14 protein-coding genes are annotated in these 16,521 nt (G+C 48.7%); 2 read left to right on the forward strand and 12 right to left on the reverse strand.

Features of this window, described 5'->3' with window-relative positions; translation table 11 throughout:
* Nucleotides 1-18 precede the first annotated feature (18 nt).
* The 5 genes from pstA to ACJAYR_RS13580 form a co-directional block, all read right to left on the reverse strand.
* A complete protein-coding gene (gene pstA, locus ACJAYR_RS13560) occupies nucleotides 19-1,326 on the reverse strand; it encodes a phosphate ABC transporter permease PstA (RefSeq protein ID WP_415237102.1) in 1,308 nt (435 codons plus the stop codon).
* A complete protein-coding gene (gene pstC, locus ACJAYR_RS13565) occupies nucleotides 1,319-2,560 on the reverse strand; it encodes a phosphate ABC transporter permease subunit PstC (protein WP_415237103.1) in 1,242 nt (413 codons plus the stop codon). Before pstC ends, pstA begins: the two co-directional genes overlap by 8 nt.
* A 75-nt stretch (nucleotides 2,561-2,635) precedes the next feature.
* Nucleotides 2,636-3,664, reverse strand: coding sequence for a PstS family phosphate ABC transporter substrate-binding protein (locus ACJAYR_RS13570; protein WP_415237104.1), 1,029 nt, complete (start codon nucleotides 3,662-3,664; stop codon nucleotides 2,636-2,638).
* 131 nt (nucleotides 3,665-3,795) lie between these two features.
* A complete protein-coding gene (locus tag ACJAYR_RS13575) occupies nucleotides 3,796-5,172 on the reverse strand; it encodes an ATP-binding protein (RefSeq protein ID WP_415237105.1) in 1,377 nt (458 codons plus the stop codon).
* 62 nt (nucleotides 5,173-5,234) lie between these two features.
* Nucleotides 5,235-5,987 (reverse strand): SIR2 family NAD-dependent protein deacylase, encoded by a 753-nt coding sequence (locus ACJAYR_RS13580; protein ID WP_415237106.1) that lies wholly within the window; start codon nucleotides 5,985-5,987, stop codon nucleotides 5,235-5,237.
* A gap of 129 nt (nucleotides 5,988-6,116) precedes the next feature.
* On the opposite strand from ACJAYR_RS13580, the gene ACJAYR_RS13585 reads away from it, so the two are divergent.
* Entirely contained in the window at nucleotides 6,117-6,563 is a 447-nt protein-coding gene (locus ACJAYR_RS13585; protein ID WP_415237107.1) for a hypothetical protein, read from the forward strand.
* Here ACJAYR_RS13585 and ACJAYR_RS13590 read toward each other — a convergent pair.
* The gene (locus tag ACJAYR_RS13590; RefSeq protein ID WP_415237108.1) at nucleotides 6,557-6,979 is read right to left on the reverse strand and encodes a VOC family protein; all 423 of its coding nucleotides are present in this window, start codon (nucleotides 6,977-6,979) and stop codon (nucleotides 6,557-6,559) included. The genes ACJAYR_RS13585 and ACJAYR_RS13590 overlap by 7 nt on opposite strands.
* A gap of 229 nt (nucleotides 6,980-7,208) precedes the next feature.
* Here ACJAYR_RS13590 and ACJAYR_RS13595 point away from each other — a divergent pair, with 229 nt between their 5' ends.
* A complete protein-coding gene (locus tag ACJAYR_RS13595; protein WP_415237114.1) occupies nucleotides 7,209-9,005 on the forward strand; it encodes a tetratricopeptide repeat protein in 1,797 nt (598 codons plus the stop codon).
* Nucleotides 9,006-9,439: 434 nt separating this feature from the next.
* On the opposite strand, the gene ACJAYR_RS13600 is transcribed toward ACJAYR_RS13595, so the two are convergent.
* The 6 genes from ACJAYR_RS13600 to ACJAYR_RS13625 all read right to left on the reverse strand — a co-directional run.
* Nucleotides 9,440-10,420 carry a type II secretion system F family protein gene (locus ACJAYR_RS13600; RefSeq protein ID WP_415237109.1) on the reverse strand — a complete coding sequence of 327 codons (981 nt, stop codon included), beginning with the start codon at nucleotides 10,418-10,420 and terminating at the stop codon, nucleotides 9,440-9,442.
* Between the two features lie 13 nt (nucleotides 10,421-10,433).
* Entirely contained in the window at nucleotides 10,434-11,435 is a 1,002-nt protein-coding gene (locus tag ACJAYR_RS13605; RefSeq protein ID WP_415237110.1) for a type II secretion system F family protein, read from the reverse strand.
* Nucleotides 11,435-12,946, reverse strand: a complete 1,512-nt coding sequence (locus ACJAYR_RS13610) for an ATPase, T2SS/T4P/T4SS family (protein WP_415237115.1) — start codon at nucleotides 12,944-12,946, stop codon at nucleotides 11,435-11,437. Before ACJAYR_RS13610 ends, ACJAYR_RS13605 begins: the two co-directional genes overlap by 1 nt.
* A gap of 392 nt (nucleotides 12,947-13,338) precedes the next feature.
* Nucleotides 13,339-14,580: a hypothetical protein gene (locus ACJAYR_RS13615; RefSeq protein WP_415237111.1), complete on the reverse strand. Its 1,242-nt coding sequence runs from the start codon at nucleotides 14,578-14,580 to the stop codon at nucleotides 13,339-13,341.
* A 25-nt stretch (nucleotides 14,581-14,605) separates the two neighbouring features.
* Nucleotides 14,606-15,298 carry a CpaD family pilus assembly lipoprotein gene (locus ACJAYR_RS13620; RefSeq protein WP_415237112.1) on the reverse strand — a complete coding sequence of 231 codons (693 nt, stop codon included), beginning with the start codon at nucleotides 15,296-15,298 and terminating at the stop codon, nucleotides 14,606-14,608.
* Nucleotides 15,299-15,302: 4 nt separating this feature from the next.
* Nucleotides 15,303-16,521, reverse strand: a 1,219-nt coding sequence (locus ACJAYR_RS13625) for a type II and III secretion system protein family protein (RefSeq protein ID WP_415237113.1), incomplete at its 5' end; no start/stop codon positions are given.

Below are 16,521 nucleotides of genomic sequence, written 5' to 3' on the forward strand. Positions count from 1 at the left end.
CCTTGTTCCATCGCCAGTCTACCAGCGGCGTTCAAATTTCTTGCGCAGCAGAACTGCCAGTGCATTCATAATCACCAAAAAGCCGAGCAAAACCATAATTGCACCAGAAGTTTTCTCGACAAATGCCCTCTCTGGGCTATCGGCCCAAAGGAAAACCTGAACGGGCAAAACAGTTGCCGGATCAGTTACTGAGCCTGGTATATCCACAATAAAGGCGACCATTCCAATCATCAAAAGCGGCGCAGTTTCCCCAAGGGCTTGCGACAATCCAATAATCGTTCCCGTTAAAATTCCCGGCATGGAGAGCGGCAGGACATGATGAAAGGCGGTTTGTTGACGCGATGCTCCCAACCCCAGAGCTGCACTGCGGATACTATCCGGTATGGCCCGGATCGCTGCCCGCGCGGCAATAATAATGGTCGGTAAGGTCATCAACGCCAAAGTCAATCCGCCAACCAGAGGCGCGGATCTTGGAAGATGGGCAACATTTAGAAACAACGCCAAGCCCAGCAGCCCAAATACAATGGAAGGAACCGCTGCCAGATTGTTAATATTGACCTCAATAATATCCGTCAGTTTATTTTGAGGCGCAAATTCCTCCAGATAAATGGCGGTCATGACGCCGATGGGGAAGGCAATGACAAATGTGATCAGCAATGTATAGAAAGAACCAACCGCCGCGCCCCAAATTCCTGCGATTTCCGGCTCACCGCTATCACCCGAAGTAAAGAAGCCACTATTGAAAACGGTTTTCACGGCACCTTTGCTATCCAGCTGATCAAACCAACGAATTTCATTATCTTTCACGCGACGATCGTCTTGCGGAATATCACGTTCAATATATCCTTTATTGAACATGTCCATATCATCACTTGCGATCAGGCTCACTGTCTTCGTCGTGCCGATCAATTCTGGGGTCTCCATCACCAATTTGCGAAGCTGAACATTAGCCCCCTTGCTAATGATACCGAACAAAGCCCTTAACTCTTTGCGCGACTTTACATCGGGAAATTCTGATCGAAGAGCATTCCGAACCAAGCTACCATAACTGGCTGCCCGCAAAACTTCCGGGTCATTCGTTTTTTCTGGATCCAGAATGTCTGTTGAGAAAGTGATCTCAATATCAAACCGTGTCTGCACAAAGGCGGTATATCCCTTGCTTGTGATACTTACAATCAGAGTTGTCAGCATGCACAGGGCAATAATAATCGCGCCTAATCCAAGGGATTTAAAAATCTTCTCCGAGCGATGCCGCTTTGCCAACTTGGCCCGGCTCTCTTTCGAACCCCACCCGGCATTCTTTTCTGTCTGAGCAGTATCAGTCATATTTTTCTCGATATTTGCGAACAACCACAAGGGCAATTACGTTAAGGGCAAGGGTAATAACAAACAGCACCAACGCGAGTGCGAAAGCCGCCAGCGTCTTAGCGCTGTCAAACTCCTGATCACCGACCAGCAATCCGACAATCTGTACGGTCACTGTTGTCACCGCCTCCAGCGGATTGGCCGTCAAATTTGCAGCGAAACCGGCCGCCATGACCACAATCATTGTCTCGCCGATCGCCCGGCTAACAGCCAGTAAGACTGCCCCGACAATACCTGGAAGAGCGGCTGGAAGTATAACCTTTCGAACGGTCTCTGAATGGGTCGCCCCCAAACCGTAAGATCCATCCCGAAGGCTTTGCGGAACTGCCATAATAATATCGTCACTCAGCGAAGAGATAAACGGAATGATCATCATTCCCATAACCACACCTGCGGCCAATGCACTTTCCGAGACAACGGATAGGCCTAAAGACGAGCCCACATCCCGAAAAAACACGCCCACTGTCAGGGCTGCAAAAAAGCCATAAACCACCGTTGGAATACCAGCCAGAATCTCCAGAATTGGCTTCACAACGGCTCTAAAACCGTTCGACGCATATTCTGTCATATAGATCGCGCTGAACAAGCCCAAGGGAACTGCGACGATCATCGCTATTAGGGTAATCAGCATTGTACCGGCAAAAAGCGGTATGGCACCGAATGCACCTGATGAGCCTACCTGATCCGCCCTCAAGGCGGTTTGCGGGCTCCAGTTCAAGCCTAGGAAAAACTCCGATAACGGTACTTTTTCAAAAAAGCTAAGCGTTTCAAATAACAGGGAAAATACAATTCCAACGGTTGTAAAAACTGAGATGGTCGATGCCAGGATCAATATGGCATAAACTGAACCCTCTAGCGTCTTACGAACCCGTAATCCCGGCTTGATATTCTGAATACCCAGATATAAACCGCCCGCCGCGGCCAACATGGCCAGAACAGGAAAAATGATCTGATCGACCTGTTGCAGGGGCCCCGTGGTGCGATCCAACGGAAGAAGTGTGAAGACAAACCAAACCAAAAATAGAAGAAGTGGCGGAAGCAAACCCCACACCACAACATACATTCCGAACTGGTGAGGGCGACCAGCATATCCGCCGCCGTCTGTTCCTTTTCCTGCAAGAACCTTCTTGGTTGCATACCAATAGCCTGCAGTACACATGGCCAAAAGCAGGAATATCAAAGGGGAGAAACTCATTATAGCGCCTTATGCTGTTCAGCAGTCGAAGGAAGGAAGAAGGGGCAGAAAAACATTTCTCTGCCCCGCCGCCACTTACATCATCAGGTTCGAAAGAGATGTACCAGCTTTACGTACTTTCGCCCGTTCTGCCTCAGAAAGCGGGATCAACCCTTTTTCAGAAAGATACCCGAACTCACCAAAAGCATCTTCACTTGTAAATTCAGCAACGAATTCTTTGATACCAGGAATTTTGCCAACATGGGCTTTCTTTACATAGAAAAACAAAGAGCGGGAGATGCCGTATTTTCCAGAAGAAATATTTTCGAATGTCGGCTCAACACCGCCAATGACGCCGCCCTGAATTTTGTCAGCATTCTGATCAAGGAAACTGAAGCCGAACACACCAACCGCAGAAGGGTTTGCAACCAGTTTCTGAACGATCAGATTATCGTTTTCACCCGCTTCAATATAGGCGCCATCTTCGCGTACGGAGTGGGCCACTGCCTTAAATGCTTTTTTGTCTGATTTTCTCAGTGCTTTCAGGCTTGGGAATTTCTTCGCGCCGCCTTCCATTGCCAACTCTGAAAACGCATCCCGCGTTCCGGAGGTTGGAGGAGGGCCTAGAACTTCAATTTTTGTGTCTGGCAAGGAAGGATCAACATCTTTCCAAGTTTTGTAAGGGTTATCGACGAGCTTTCCATCAATCGGAACCTGTTTGGCAAGCGCCATGAAAATCTGCTTTTTGGTCAGCTTGATAGGGGCCGTAGATTTGGAATTTGCCAGTACAATGCCATCAAATCCAACTTTAACTTCAGTAATTTCTGTAATGCCTGCTTTGGCACATTTTTCGACTTCAGATTTTTTAATGCGACGGGAAGCATTAGTAATATCAGGATGTCCTTCACCGATACCCGCACAAAATAGTTTCAGTCCGCCACCGGAACCGGTGCTTTCCACAACAGGCGTCGCAAACTTGCCTTTGTTGCCAAAATTCTCAGCAACCGTTTTGGAAAATGGAAAAACCGTAGAAGATCCAACAATTCTGATCTGATCGCGGGCAATAGCCTGTCCAGCGAATGCTACTGTCGCAATGACAGCAAGTCCGAGAGTTTTCTTTAACACGTCTAGTCTCCGTTCATTTGAGCGACAGTGTTTCCTGCCGATTTCGGGAACTTGCTCTTCGATGGTGACCGGAGTACTACATTTTTATGACACTATTGTTACAGCCCCACAAATGGCTATTTTATGGGGTTTTATATAACAAGTGCAGGCAGATGAATTGTAAAGCGAGAGCCTTTTCCAAGCTCAGAGTCGATTTCCAGCTGCCCCCGATGCCGACTCACAATATGTTTTACAATGGCAAGCCCCAGACCGGTTCCGCCCATTTCCCGGCTCCGGTCGCTATCCACACGATAAAACCGTTCCGTCAATCTGGGAATATGTTCAGAGGGTATCCCCTCGCCCTGATCAATGATTGAAACGGCGATGCTTTTCTCCGACCGCGTCAGAAATATGGACACAGCAGTATTTTCCTTGCCATATTTCAGAGCATTATCCACCAGGTTAGTGAAAATCTGTGCCAACTGATCCTTGTCCCCTGAAACCAGCAAAGGCTCTTCTGGTGCCATAACATTAATTGTCTTCCCAAGATCACTGGCTCTGGTTGTGATAAGCCCGACGACCCTTCGCAGTACATCCGTTACATCGACCTGATCGGAAGGACGTGCATGCTCGTTCATCTCGATTTGAGATAAAGACAATAGATCATCAATCAATTGGGACATCCTGCGGGACTGAGCGTGCATCATACTCAAAAACCGCGCTTGCGCTTCCCGGTCAGTGGCTGCTGGCCCTTGCAATGTTTCAATCGCACCGATCAAAATTGCCAGAGGCGTTCGCAATTCATGGCTTGCGTTCGCCACAAAATCCACCCGCATCTGTTCCGTTTTCTTGGCCGTGGTCAAGTCGTGCAAAGTCAGGATAACCCGTAAATCTTTCCCGCCGTCGCCCGGAATTTGTGTCACATGTGCTTCAATATAGCGCCCTACGCTCCCTGCCATCTTGAACTCAACGACCTGCGATTCAATCTCACCGCCCAGGGCAGCGTCAACAGCCTTGATAAGGGATGGATGACGCAAATACGCCGTCAGGTCAGTTTCCGCTAAATCAGCACTGAAAAAGTTTCTGGCCGCGCTGTTGAACCGACTAATGCGGCGTTTTTGATCAAGAACCAAAACAGGGTCAGGAAGCAGATTGAACAGCAAAATCGCGTCGTCCTGGTGGGACCGGGCTTCCTTGAAAAGGTTCTGCATACTGCGGCGATATTGCTGAATTGCCAGCAATAAATCATTGACTGGAAGCAGGCCCGACCGAATTGAGCCTGGCAACAGATGCCCAAAAAGTGGAGCGCTTGCCTCATGTTCGATCCGATGCGACAGCACTGTTGTTTCCCGAAGAAGGCGATTGTAAATCAAAACACCGGGTCCGACCGGAGTAAGAATAAGCAGCACCGCATATTCAGCAGGCAATAACCCCTGCGATACCAGCCAGATTGCAACAATGGCAACTGGTGTAGTGATCAATAGAAGGAAAACGAACATTTTCCCAATAAATCCGGTGCTATTCAGCATCTAAATTCTCTTCTCTGACTGAATTATGACAAATTTTGTTCAAGACACCCACTATGAGTCATTCACGCTACAAATTTGTGACAGCGAGTTAGGGTCTCTCCGATTTCACGATTAAGCGCGAGTGTCGCAAATCTGTCGAGTGCTGTTTCTTCCCGGTTGATAATAACAAGCTCAGCACCGTGCTGGAGCGCGATTACCGGAATATCTGCCGCCGGATAAACAACGAGGGAAGATCCTACCACGACAAATAAATCACAATTAATCGCCTCCATTTCAGCGCGTTGCATAGCCTCTATTGGCATTGCCTGACCAAATGAAATGGTAGCGGTTTTAACTATTCCCCCACATGCCGGGCAGACAGGCAACGTTTCGTCGACCTGAAAAACGGAGCGCACATCTTCCAAGCTCATCCGTTGATGGCAGTCGAGACATTTTGCGTAGGTTGTATTCCCATGAATTTCGATGACATCCTTTTCATCGACGCCTGATACCTGATGTAAACCGTCAATATTCTGTGTAATGACAGATGACACCTTGCCCATTTTATAAAGAGACGCGATCACTTTATGGCCATCATTCGGTGCGGCTTTAGACAACACCGTTTCCATATTAAACTTTCGGCGCCAGGATTCTTTACGCGCGTCTTCAGACGCCATGAATTCAGAAAAATCAATAGGCCGGTTCTTCTCCCAAAAACCTCCAGGGCTTCTGAAATCCGGTATGCCTGACTCAGTACTTATTCCCGCGCCAGTGAAAAAAACAATATTTTCACTTTCCGCCATCAATCGCGTCAGATGGTCAATCGCGTCATCCATTCCAAGCCTCCTTGATCATTTTTTGCCAGTATAGCAAGTGGCCTGAACAATTTCACAAATATAAACCACGCGCGTCTTGCAATCATAGACGCATACAAGGATAGGTTCCACTTGTTGAGGAGATCATAAATGACAGCGGCAAACACCAACAACATCGTCGCAAAAGAACTGTCTGATGCACTTGCAAAATGCAAAGGACAAGGCGTTGATGAGCAAACCCTCAGAACAGGGCTTCTTACAATTACGATAGCAAATTTTGTGAACCGGATCGGTATGGCAAATACAATTTCCTTGTTTCAGGCCTTACCTGAACAAATAGGATCCGGAATGTTCGATCGCTATATTGATCCAAATACAAACACGCCTCAAGCCGCACCTTATCAGGCGGCGGGCGCAAATCAATCCTATTCAAATAACGCGCTGCCCGGTAACTTTATCCAGCCGAATGGGGTTCCTTCAAACGGAACCCCACCAGTTGCTCAACCGCAATTTGCCCAAAACGTGCATCCCCCTATGACAGAATATCAGGAGCACACGTCCCCTATTCCGCCCACGCGGAGAAGACTAAATCAGTGACCTTCTTCACCGAGTGTTTCATCCCAATACATGGCTTCAATTTTATTGCCATCCAGATCGCGGACGAAACATCCATAATAAGCCTTGCCATAATGGGGACGATCGCCGGGTTCGCCGTCAGGGCTGCCCCCGGCTTTTACAGCTGCTTCAAAAAAATCCACAACGGCCTGTTTTGAGATAGCCAGAAAAGCCACATGAGTACCATTGCCAACCGTGGCTTTCGATTGATCATGGGGCGCCTGTATCCAAAATTCAGGGAATTGCCGCCCATATGCTGTTGCATTATGTTGATGCAGCTCCAGTATCCTTTTTGCACCAATGGCTGCCAGAACACCGTCATAAAAATCTAATGCCTCTTGATAGCGGTTTGTTCCAAGGGATATGTGAGAAACAATACTAGGAGGTAAATCAGTCATTTTAAGATCCTTTTGCTTAATATGTGAGGCCGCCTGTTGGCGAATGAAAAGGATATTAAAACACGCCAATGACAATTTTTGTCAGGGGCAGGACTGATAAACATACGGGATCCCAATTTTACTAAAATTTTGAGCAAATAGCCGGCCTTTTCTTAACAGTTTTTAAGGATGATTTGGCTATGGTTACCCCTTATTCAGTATTGGATTGGGAGGACGCACCGTGTCCCGGATGAACAATATGCTTTCTATGAACAAACTTGCCTTGCTTATGACGACAAGTTTAGTTGTTGCGGGCTGTAATACGACAGACAATACCCCTGCAGCTTCGAACACGATGGAACCGGTAAAAGCACCTGTCGCTTCGGTGCCACAAAGCGCAACCAAGGGAATGTCCGTACAAAGCTTAATGCGTATTGCAGATCGTGCCTGGAAAAAAGGCAGTCCTGCAACCGCATTGCGTTTATATACAATGGCAGCTCATAAAAGCCCCAAAAACCCAGCCCCTGTTCTTGCAATGGCAGATATCCTGAGGAAAACCAAAAAACCAGACGCTGCGATTGAGCTTTACAAAAGCGTTTTGGAAACATCTCCAGATGTTATCGCTGCGCATACAGGTATTGGATACAGCCTACTCAATCAAGACAAACCCTATATGGCCGCGCAGTCGTTTGAATCAGCGATCGCCCTCGATCCCAACAATGCGCGCTCTCTTGGGGGTATGGCAGTGTCTCTGGATACAGCAGGCGAACATGGCAAAGCACAGGATTATTACAGGCTTGCCATCAAGGCGGATACCAACAATCTGACTTACCAGAACAATCTGGCCTTATCATTAGCGCTGTCCGGACGCACAGATCAAGCCATTGCCATGCTGGAAATCATTACCACGCATCCTCATGCCAATGCGAAACACCGTCAAAATCTGGCGTTGGTTTACGGAATGGCCGGTAAGTCTGCGGATGCAATGCGGTATTCCCGAATGGATTTGAGTGAAAAAGAAGCACGGAACAATGCCCTTTATTTTAAAGCGCTAAACCAGAACACTTCTGACAACCTCAAGGAACAGGAACAGCAGGCAAGTTTAATTGCCCAGCACAACAATATAGAGTACCGGGCGCCGGAAACCTCTCGCAAGCCACACAACCTGCTTGTTGCCCGTGAAGAAAGCACAGAGCTCAACACCGTTGCACAGGTTGCCGAAACAAAGAGCACCCTGCCGACCATCCCTCGCACACCTCATTTTGAACAATATGCGAAGGCCCCTGCTCCAGCTGAAATGATTGCCAGCATCCGCGAACAACAGCCAAAAGCAGAGGGACCAAAAGTCGCGGCGGCTCCCGTTGCGGATGTTGAAGCGGATGCCCTTTCCAAACCTGTGACCTACAGTAAAGTTGATCCTGACTTCAGTAGTTTCGATCCCCCTACCGCTAAAAATGAAGTCTTCGTTCCGAAGGCTGAGGTCTCCAGCGCGAACACAGTCGCAAGCATTCCTGAAAAAGTGAACATGACACCTGAAGACACGTCGCTTGCAAAGGCTGATATTACCCCTGTTGCTGAACATAACACTTCCGAGGCGACTGACAAGGTAATCGGTGAACAGGTTAGAACCCATGACTATTACATACAGCTTGGGTCATTTAAATCTGAAGACCGTGCCAATAGAGGGTGGTCCCTTCTGCAGGAACGCCATTCTGACCTGCTTGGCGATCATAAGCCATTGATTGCCAAAGTAGAACTTGGCGAAGAAAAGGGAACCTTCTATCGAGTACGGGTGGGCGCATTTTCAAATGCCGCAACCCCAATGACAATATGCGAAACCCTCATTCGTCGTTCTGAGGCCTGCTACACACCGCGTGTCCGCATTGATACCGTTGAAAGCCAATCCAACGAGCAAAAGCCCAGCCCCTCTGCGACGGAAAATGTTGTGGCTGCGATCGTCGACCCGACAACACATTATTCGACCTTAAGATCCTATAACCAAGAATGGTCTCAGCGTATTACGGATATTGGGTCTGGGTCATACTAACACTGCTAATTACTTAAAAAACCCGCCTCGTTATGGCGGGTTTTTTTGTCCCTTATCCTTGAACAAGGACCGCCCTCATTCCCTCGCTGATCCTACCACCGGCGAAGATGCCGACAGTTAAGCGGCCCACACAGTATGGAAGGCGCAGAGTAGAAAAGAACAATCTTTTTCCCAGAATAAATGGCACCACGCCCGTGCCTTATTCGCAGCAACTGCAGTACCGACGTTTTGAGCGCCGAATGGACCAACACATATAACAGAAAAAGTTGATGAGACTGGCGATGGATTGGTGTGAAAAACAGACCCCTCGCGGCCTTATTCCGCTATGAACAGTTTTATGATCATTACACTGGAGGGGGCGAACAGCTCAGCTTAGGAAGAAAGTAAACCGAATAGGCGATATAGACTATTCGCAATTGGAGAAAGCCTGAGCGTTAGCCACCACTGAAGGCATCAATTGCTTTAAGAACGGCAGGGCCGATCAGCACAATAAACAGGGATGGCAGAATAAAAACAATCATTGGCACTGTCATGATTGCAGGAAGCCGGGCGGCTTTCTCTTCTGCTTTCATAAGCCGCTCATCCCGCATTTCTGCGGATAGGACGCGCAAAGCGACCGCGAGAGGAGTACCATATTTTTCAGTTTGAAGAAGAGTATTGACCAAGGTGGTCATGGATTGGAAATCCACCCGTCTGGCAAGGTTCATCAATGCTTCCTTGCGGTCAGGCAAAAAGCCCAATTCGATGGCCGTTAGTCCAAATTCGTCCGCTAGCTCTGGTGCGGAATTAGAAACTTCGCGACAAACACGATCGAGGCCACTATCCAGATTAAGGCCTGCTTCCGTACAAATCACCAACAAATCCAGCGCATCGGGCAGGCTTTTTCGCATTGCCGCGTACCGCTTCGATATCTGGTTCTTTAGTATCAGGCGCGGCAACGCGTACCCGATTAGGGCGAGAAAGGCTGACGCCCCAAGTGAAACAGAGGGCACCCATTCGAATGGATTGGTCCCTAAAAGATAAAGTGCACCCAAGCCGCCGAAAACTATCGGCAGACAAATGCGGGCGAAAAGATAGGTGACCAGGGCATCTTTTGAACGCCAACCACCCTGTGCAAGGTGGACAGATATCTGCCGTGCTTTTTCACCCTTCATCAACTGCATCTTTTTAACAACACGATGCATCATGGTTTCGCGGGCAATAAGCTGACTGCGCTGCCGAGTCTGGTTGACCACGTCTTCCCGCAATTTATTGCGGCGTTTTTCAAGATTTTTGATTCTGTCAGGCAGTGTATCCTTGACCAGCAATGCGTTCCATATGATCAGGAAAGAGGCCATGGCTGCGATACCGGCGATCATTGCCAGAACATCTTCAGATTTAAGCCAATCAGGAAGTAACGTTGATAAATCGATCATCTTTCATTCCTTCCTAGATTTCGAATCGAACCATTTTCGCCATGACACCGACACCCGATGCGATCATGACAAGACCAACACCGATCATGTAAACGCCGCGCGGATCTTCGACCAACGCCATGACATAACCATCATTGGCAAGCCACAACAGGAAGAACATGATGAAAGGCAGGGAGCCGATAATCCAGGCACTTGCTCGTGCTTCTGAAGACATGGCCTTAATTTTTAATTTGATCTGACGACGTTTACGCAAAGTGTTAGCAAGGCCGCCCAATGTTTCCGCCAGGTTGCCACCTGTTTCCCGCTGAATTGAAATCGCAATGATTAGAAACTTAAAGTCAGGAAGATCAATTCGTTTTGCAACGTCCCAAAGGCTTTCTTCCAAAGATTTACCCATGCGGACAGCATCCGCAATTCCGCGAAACTCTTCACCGACAGGATCCGGTGCATCTGTACCGACAGTAACAATTGCTTCGCTGATCGGCAAACCAGCGCGCAGGCTTCGAACAAGCAGTTCAATTGCTTCTGGAAAGGTTTTCATAAACTTGTTAATGCGGCGCTTTCCTAAATATCCGATCATAAAATGGGGGAAAAACAATCCACAAAAAATCGCTGTTGGTATGGCCAACATCATTCCAAAATCATAAAGGACTGTCAGAATAATCAGGGCAAAGGCGATCACTACAACAACCACAAGAGAATATTCTGCGATGGTCAGTTTCATCCCCGTCTTTTCAAGACGACTGCGTAGTTTGGCCGGATTAGGGACAAACTTTCGAACAATCATATCCAGGATTTTGATACTGCTTTGTTGGTCGTTCAATCGAGCTGTATTCCGGCGCGTCGGTTTCGTTGGCATAGGGCCATCGCCCCGTCCAACCTCAGCCAAACGCCGTTTTGTGTTGGCTCCGACTTCATTGCCGCCCATCAACGCAAAACCGAGGATAAGCGCAACAATGAGAGTCGCGCCCCCTACAACCAAAGTCATCATCATTTGATCTTCTGCGCCGATCATCACATTGCTCCTATCAACATTTTATCCAGTCCGAAATAGGCCGCTCTTGGTGCAAAATGAGGCCGCAGACCAGACGACTTAAAGTCACCGATCAGGCGGCCGCCTTTATCTTCACCCTGGAATTCATACCAGAACAGATCCTGCATAGTGATCACGTCTTCTTCCATGCCAACAACTTCAGAAATATAGGTAATGCGGCGCATGCCATCGCGCATTCGGCTAACCTGCACGATCAGGTCAATTGCTGACGCAATCTGCATTTTAGTAGCCTTTGCAGGGAGGTTTACCCCTGACATACCCACCATGTTTTCCAGTCGGGTCAAAGCCTCACGCGGTCTGTTGGCGTGAATAGTAGAAAGAGAGCCATCATGGCCCGTGTTCATTGCCTGAAGCATATCAATGGCTTCACCGCCCCTGATCTCACCCAGAATAATTCGGTCCGGGCGCATCCGAAGGGAGTTTTTCAGCAAATCACGCATTGAAATCTCGCCGCCGCCTTCAAGATTGGCGGAGCGGGTTTCAAGACGCACAACATGCGGCTGTTGCATTTGCAGCTCGGCAGCGTCTTCAATCGTTACAATCCGTTCACCGGGATCGATCAGCTGTGAAATAGCGTTCAGCAATGTCGTTTTACCAGAGCCCGTACCGCCTGAAATCAGGATATTAAGGCGACACCGACCCGCCACCCGTAAAACTGTTGCCGCAGCAGGCGACAGGTTTCCCTGCTTTTCCATGACATCAAGGGTAATTTTTTGCTTGGCAAATTTACGAATGGAGATGCTGGGGCCGTCAATGGCAAGTGGCGGGATAATAATATTAACACGGCTACCATCTGCAAGGCGGGCATCCACCAATGGATTGGATTCGTCCACCCGACGTCCGACATGGCTCACAATACGGCTGGCAATACTCATGACATGGGCATTATCGCGGAACTGGCAATCAGAAAGGATCAACTTCCCTTTTTTCTCCACATAGACCTGTTTCGGGCCGTTCACCATAATGTCCGTTACGCCGTCATCAGCCAGAAGAGGTTCCAATGGTCCCAGCCCGAGCATGTCATGCATCAGGCTTTCGATCAGTTCCCGTTGTTCACGTTGGTTCAGCTGAATTTTTTCTTCCAGCAAAATATCGCCGACAATGTCAGAAATATCTCGTGCAAGATCCAAACGGTCCATTGTCACAGCAGCGCTGATATCGATGCGTTCAAGCAGTAAAGGTTGCACCCGTTCTTTCACAACCTCTGTTTGGGACGCTGCACGAGGGGCCGCTTTTTCAGTGACAGCCTGAAGCCTCAGCGTATCGCTGGTATCCTCTGGTTCCGGGATTGGCTCTGGTGAGGTTACTGGCGCGGGTTTCGGTTCCGGACTGGATGCTTTTGGGATAATCGGCTCGGGATAGTCCTCGCCCTCTTCAAAACTATCCGGGCCACGTACCGGTACGTCGATCGGCTGTTCGAATTGAGCTTTCACTTCGACGGGCGCCGCCGTATCTGCGCCGAACACTGTGATCCCTTCTTCAAGGATCTGAGTTGCATCTGGAATGGCCTGGTCGCTTGTGACGTAACCCTGAATACCTGGGTTGTCTGCCTGTTCCAGCTCTGGTTCTACAATTTTTTCGGCAGCATCAGCAAGCAGCCGCTTGGAGACGGTTGCAACAAGGTTGCGTTGCTCTAAAACGTTTAGTTCGACTTTTCGCTGAGAAAGTGTCTCCCGAACAAAAACCTTAACCTGCTGGGCAACATCATTGCGCGGAGTAGTCGCATCGAACCCATCCAACAGGGCTTCTCGCGCAAGCTCTCCAATACTATCGGCCAGCGCAGCACTATCGGTCTCCGGTACCTTATTAGGACCAGAATTGTCTTTCCCGCGCTGATTAGAAGATGTTGAAGAACGCCATAAACTCACGAATTATTACTCTCTACCTTGGATTTGCTTTTTTTCATGCGGCCAAAAAAGCCTTTTTTCTTCGGTTCCTGATAATCAGAAACAACCGCAGCTAATTCTCTCAATGCCTTGGAAATCGGCGCCTTCGTTGCAACAGAAGGAATGGCCTTTCCTGCATTTGCACAAATTGTCAGGGTTTTCGCATCCTCTGGTATCGTGCAATCGATTGGCTCTTCCAGCGCGCGGGCGAAGTCAGATTTTGAAACCTGCGCTGCTCTGTCTGCGCCTACCCGACTAACCACTCGAAGGATACGGCCCTTCGTTGAAAGAGATGTCATGGCTTGCGTAATCCGGTTGATATCGCGAATACCCGCCAATGTCTGATCCGCAACCAGCACAACGGTATCTGCGGAAGCCAGTAATGCACCCTGTGACGGAAGTAAATGACGCGGCAGGTCTATGACAACCTGATTATAATCCTGATTTACTTCACCGATCAGCGCATCAACTGAGTCTGGATTGATATCAACAAACTCATCAATCGGCTCTTCTGTTCCCAAAACTGCGAGCTTGTCACCTGATTTAGAAATAGCACTGTCCAAAAACAGCTTGTCCAAACGATGAGGATTTTCCAGTGCTTCTCTGAAGCCACCGCCCGTTTCGATATCGAGCGCAAGCGTGGTTGTTCCGAAATGCAGATCAAGATCGATCAGAGCCGTCGTCAACTTCTCTTCATTTGCCATTATCCAGGACAGGTTTGTTGCGATCGTCGAGGCGCCAACGCCTCCGCGTACGCCGATGATAACAGTCAGCCGGCTTCCCTTTGACAATTTGTTGGCAGAAGACGCCTGATCCAGTCTTTGAACCGCATCCGCCAATAGTTCTGGGGTAATCGGCTTAACCAGATAATCACTCGCACCCAGCGCAACCATGCGACGGAAAACGCTAACGTCATTTGACGCGCCAAGAATGACCAGCGAATTATCAGGCCCCATTTTACGCACAAGCCGGGTCACGTCCCCTTCAGGATCGATACTTCTGCTAATATCCGCAAAAATAATTTTAGGAGAGTGTCCCGCTTCAATGCGATCCACCGCAACGTGAATACCGCCGTCCAGAATGGCGTCAACGGACCATCCGTTTTCAGACGCTTCCTGACGGAAGATCTCCAGAGTCTGCTCATCGTCAACGAAAGCCATAAAGTCTTCATTGACCTGGTTTCCGAAAAGTGTGCTTAAATTAGATGCTGCACTCGCCATTTGTCATGCCTTCCAAATATTAAGACTACTTTTTCCCGCCAGAAGGCGCTGGTTTTCCGGCCGCACTTTTGCCGCCGGAACGATACTTCAAGATAGACTGTGCGGCCCTGTGGCCGTCATAGGCACCCATTGTCTTCGGATCGACCAGATCTTTTGGATCGGCAATCATTTGAGCAAGTGAAGATGCTGTGGCGCACCCCATATGCGGCAAGGGAAGATTTTCATAGTTCGTGCCTTCCGGACGCCGCCAACCTTTCGCGCAGTCTGGATCGACTGTTGCCACATATTTGGTGTAATAAACACGCAACGAATTTTCCAGACCATCCCGGGCGAGCTTAGGCTCAACAACAAACCCCTGGTCTTGTAAAAAACTTCCAATGGCACCAAACCGGGCTTCATTGATACCTGCAGAATCTGAAAATGGCGGTAGCTCTAATTGCAGCGCATCGCCGAAACCGGTGCCTTGTGCTTCCAGAAATCCGAGAAGACGGCCTTTTTCCAGATCGGAAAAGACATCATCATTTTGCGGAAAGTTGACAACAAAAGTTGGTGTCACCTTGGACACATTAATCTGCTTATTCAGCGTTGAATTTTCAGGGTTCGCCCGCAGGACCTTTTCACCCGTTACAGGATCTGTTGGTGCACAAGCCCCAAGAGCGAGAAGCCCCAGACCAATCAAGCCAAACTTTTTCGAGAATTTTGAAGTAGTGGACATCATCTGATCACTCCATGATAAATCCGGCAGGGCCGAGTAACTTGACATCCTGAGACGCTGTTTCTGTATTTTTCGGCTTTGAAGGTGCCTGAGACGTTTCATCCGCCGGACGGAAATTCTTACCGTCCTTGTAAATATCCGTATCATTTGGTGGTGTATAACCATCCGTTGGCAACGCAATCCGCGAACTTGTAGGCTTCACAAGATAAGGCGTTACGATAATTACCAGTTCGGTCTCATTTTTCTGAAACGAACTTGAGCGGAAAAGCGCTCCGATTATCGGCAGGTCGCCCAACAAAGGTGTCTTGGAAACATTATTGTCCGTGTCACTGTTCAAAAGGCCTCCCAGCACAAAGCTTTGACCACTTGCCAGTTCAACCGTTGTTTCTGCCCGCCTTGTTACAAGCGATTGGATAAAAATACCGCCAATATTAAGGGCCGAATTCGAAGAAAGCTGACTGACTTCCGGTTTCACCTTAAGATTGATCCGGTCGTTTCCAACAAGGTTAGGAGTGAAATCAAGTGACACACCGAACTCTTTATATTCAACAGTTACAGCACCATCTTCACCCGGCACCGGAATAGGAAACTCGCCCCCCGCCAGGAAACTTGCTGATTCACCGGAAAGGGCTGTCAAATTCGGTTCTGCCAATAACGTGATCAATCCCTCGTCTTCGAGCGCATCAATCAATGTATTAATAGAAGTCGTGCCGTCATTAAATCCTAAAAGAGCACTGGAAACTGTCCCTGTCCGCGTTACGGTAGCCGCCCCGCTAATGACATCCCGACCTGTTCCCAAGCCAACCGCAAAATTACCGATATTCGCAAGATTTTCCCAGTTTACGCCCAGTTGCTTGGTCACGGAACGGGCGACTTCTGCCACCTGAACCCGTAAATTAACCTGAACAGCACCTTCGACAACGATACGGTTGAAGACCTTACTTTTAGCACCGTATAAAGAAGCCAATTGAAGGGCACTTGCAGCGACCTCAGCCGAAGAGGCCTGCCCTGACAAAATGATGCCCTCATTCATGGAATGGGCTTTTAAGCTCGAGTTTGGTGATAAGTCCTTCAACGCGGCGTCAAGCGCTGAAATGTCGTGCTCAATAATAACCGGCGAATTAATCAGAACCTGTCCTTGTCCATCCAGCGCAAACAAGTTTGTTTTGCCCGGCTTTTTGGCAAAGATATAAATAATACGAGGGGACTGAACATGCACATCTGCC

This window comes from Sneathiella sp., assembly GCF_047631475.1.
Classification (GTDB): Bacteria; Pseudomonadota; Alphaproteobacteria; order Sneathiellales; family Sneathiellaceae; genus Sneathiella.

Coding starts and splice junctions, on each gene's coding strand:
- pstA (WP_415237102.1), bottom strand. CDS start 1,326: ATGACTGATACTGCTCAGACAGAAAAGAATGCCGGGTGGGGTTCGAAA.
- pstC (WP_415237103.1), bottom strand. CDS start 2,560: ATGAGTTTCTCCCCTTTGATATTCCTGCTTTTGGCCATGTGTACTGCA.
- ACJAYR_RS13575 (WP_415237105.1), bottom strand. CDS start 5,172: ATGCTGAATAGCACCGGATTTATTGGGAAAATGTTCGTTTTCCTTCTA.
- ACJAYR_RS13580 (WP_415237106.1), bottom strand. CDS start 5,987: ATGGATGACGCGATTGACCATCTGACGCGATTGATGGCGGAAAGTGAA.
- ACJAYR_RS13585 (WP_415237107.1), top strand. CDS start 6,117: ATGACAGCGGCAAACACCAACAACATCGTCGCAAAAGAACTGTCTGAT.
- ACJAYR_RS13590 (WP_415237108.1), bottom strand. CDS start 6,979: ATGACTGATTTACCTCCTAGTATTGTTTCTCACATATCCCTTGGAACA.
- ACJAYR_RS13595 (WP_415237114.1), top strand. CDS start 7,209: ATGAACAATATGCTTTCTATGAACAAACTTGCCTTGCTTATGACGACA.
- ACJAYR_RS13600 (WP_415237109.1), bottom strand. CDS start 10,420: ATGATCGATTTATCAACGTTACTTCCTGATTGGCTTAAATCTGAAGAT.
- ACJAYR_RS13605 (WP_415237110.1), bottom strand. CDS start 11,435: ATGATCGGCGCAGAAGATCAAATGATGATGACTTTGGTTGTAGGGGGC.
- ACJAYR_RS13615 (WP_415237111.1), bottom strand. CDS start 14,580: ATGGCGAGTGCAGCATCTAATTTAAGCACACTTTTCGGAAACCAGGTC.
- ACJAYR_RS13620 (WP_415237112.1), bottom strand. CDS start 15,298: ATGATGTCCACTACTTCAAAATTCTCGAAAAAGTTTGGCTTGATTGGT.